Below are 2,360 nucleotides of genomic sequence, written 5' to 3'. Positions count from 1 at the left end.
CGGCCCTGGCATTGAAGAAGAATATGAAGATGCCATGGAGCGCATCGCGTTCCTGCTCGACGCCTTCAAGGACTACCCCGCCTCGAACGAAACCGCGCATAGCCGCGTGGTCTATCAGCTCCGCTGGCTCAAGCAGGAGATCGACGCGCAGCGCTTGCCTGTTCCCGTGCATAAGAGCTGGATCGGCACGCTTTGCTACGTCGTTGGTTCCTGCGAGGTGGATGACTCCAAGGAAATCGCCAAAGCCTTGGGGGAATTAAAGCGTATCTTGCAAGGCCCTGGCTTGCTCAAGCCTCGGCATTTCCCGGTTGTCGCGGCGCAGATCGACGATCTGGTGGCGGATATTCATCTATTTGGAGATCCGCTGACACCGGATGAAATAAAGTTCGTCGCGGATTTGGAAGACACCGCCAAGGGGATCCGATCCGGTCAAATTATTCCTCCGCTGACCGTTCCAAAAGGTATTCACCCTCTGAAGTTGGCTTTGATGCATGCCAAACGACTAGAAAATATACTCCCACAGCCACCAAACCCACATGAATATTGGAAACAATCACATTTTTTGCAACTTCCTCTATTTTCAGCCTGGCGTCCTTACGTAGCCCAAAAGCCTCCCTTGGGAGCGCCAAATCCTGGGCTGGGACCAGAAGCACCAGATTTCACGCTGGTTCGTGATCTGGTGAATACAAACGTAACGAAAACATAAGAGGCCATTTCGGAATGGAAGTGGAACGGCTTTGATGAGCGGTTGGATGGTTGGGCCGGATGTGATTTCGGGCAGGTGTTCGAAGCCTTGCCGGAGACACCATGTGGACGCCAACCACCCGTGCGCAGCATAGCCGCACTGGGCTGCGCTGTGGAAGTGACGTGACTGACGCGGAGTGGTTACTCCTCTCGCCGTTCTTGCCCGCGCCGAGCCCATGTCGCATAACTTGTAAAACTCGCGACAGGCTGCGGCGAGCCACAACACATTGTTTTTCCTCGAATTCATTTGTCGCGTGTTTTGCCGCAGAACCCGCCTAACACACGACAAAATTAGAGATACTTACCTCCTGCTTTTGGCGGAACGACTGCTTTCGGGGATAGGACCCAGCCCCGCGAATGACCAACATGGGCGCTGAGCGTCCGTAGCGCGTTTGTGATGTTCGCAGAACGACAAAGCCCCCTCGTCCTGAGTTGGGACGAGGGGGCGTTGTCATGTGGATGAGTTCGGATCGGTGAGGGCGAGGAGGTTCCTGCCGCTGGCGATGGCGCGGTTGCCGCGGTTTTCCACGAGGCGGCAGGCATGGCGGATGGCGCTCATGTTGTCGCGGCGGATGCGGGCGGCGGTTGCGGTGTCCATGGCATCGGCGGGGTCCTCGCCGTCGCCGCCGAGCATGGCGGCGACGACGTCGAGCGTGTGCATCGCGAACTCGAGTGTATCGAGATCCGTGCTGAGCTGATCGCGGACGGCGTTCAGGCGCACGGGATCGGCGGGCATGGCAACGAGTGCCGTGCCCGGTGTGACCGGATCGGTCATGGTGGTCTCCTGATGATATGGTTGGGGAATGGCGTGGCCGGGATCGGATCCCGGCGCAGACAGGGCCGGAGGAGCGTTTAGGTGGTTTCTCCCCGGCGACGCCAGGATGACTGTCTGCTCACCAGATGTGGGAATATAAACAAGTATTTCAATGTGTTATAGAAATATTCGGTAAGAGGGGCAAAAATGTGGGTGACCGTACATTTTTTCCTTGCACCGATTCGGCGCAGGGGAGTCTTTGGGTCATGTGCCTCCGTCCGTCACCCTTTCCGCGCTGAGCCGTGCAGAGCTTGAAGCTCTGCTGGTCGAACTGTTCGGTGAGATCGCCAGCCTGAAGGTGATCGTTGCTGAATTGCGCGAAGAGAATGCGCGACTGAAGGGTCTGAAGGGTCGCCCGCATATCAAACCGAGTGGCATGGAAAAAGGAACAGCGCCGCCGAAGCCCCAGAAGCAGGAGAAGCGTCCCGTTCGGGGCAAGGTCTCACCCCGGGTCAAAGTCGAAGAAAAGGTGATCGGGATTGAGGTCCCGCCAGGAGCTGTTTTCAAAGGTCATGAACCTTTTCTGGTCCAGGACCTCGTGATTTCGGCGACGGCGACCCGTTACCTGCGAGAGCGCTGGATAACGCCGGATGGCCGGACGATCCTGGCACCATTGCCTCAAGGAACCGCAGGCCATTTCGGTCCGGAACTACGCCGCTTCGTGCTGGTGCAATATCATCAGGGTCAATCGACGATGCCGCGGTTGCTCGCCTTGTTGCGATCGCTGGGGATTTCGATCTCGAAGTCGGCAGTTGGTTCGCCTGTTGAACGTAGAACCATGAGGCGTTCATCGCTGAAGCTC

General features: G+C 57.5%; 2 protein-coding genes and 2 pseudogenes. 3 read left to right on the top strand and 1 reads right to left on the bottom strand.

Going from position 1 to position 2,360, the window contains the following annotated elements:
* Both RT91_RS20965 and RT91_RS22355 read left to right on the top strand, forming a co-directional pair.
* The coding region (locus RT91_RS20965; protein WP_082468668.1) for a hypothetical protein at positions 1 to 706 on the top strand (706 nt) is incomplete at its 5' end.
* 101 nt (positions 707 to 807) lie between these two features.
* Positions 808 to 924: pseudogene (locus RT91_RS22355) on the top strand (IS5/IS1182 family transposase); the annotation flags it as partial.
* A 271-nt stretch (positions 925 to 1,195) separates the two neighbouring features.
* Here the strand turns inward: RT91_RS22355 and RT91_RS18910 are convergent.
* The gene (locus RT91_RS18910) at positions 1,196 to 1,519 is read right to left on the bottom strand and encodes a hypothetical protein (protein WP_035189271.1); all 324 of its coding nucleotides are present in this window, start codon (positions 1,517 to 1,519) and stop codon (positions 1,196 to 1,198) included.
* 247 nt (positions 1,520 to 1,766) lie between these two features.
* On the opposite strand from RT91_RS18910, the pseudogene RT91_RS21740 reads away from it, so the two are divergent.
* A pseudogene (locus RT91_RS21740) lies at positions 1,767 to 2,360 on the top strand (hypothetical protein); the annotation flags it as partial.

Origin of the sequence: Acidiphilium sp. JA12-A1 (assembly GCF_000724705.2) — a bacterium.
Classification (GTDB): Bacteria; Pseudomonadota; Alphaproteobacteria; order Acetobacterales; family Acetobacteraceae; genus Acidiphilium; species Acidiphilium multivorum.
Note: the sequence above shows the minus strand (reverse complement) of the source record. Positions and strands in the feature narration are given on the sequence as shown.

Coding starts and splice junctions, on each gene's coding strand:
- RT91_RS18910 (WP_035189271.1), bottom strand. CDS start 1,519: ATGACCGATCCGGTCACACCGGGCACGGCACTCGTTGCCATGCCCGCC.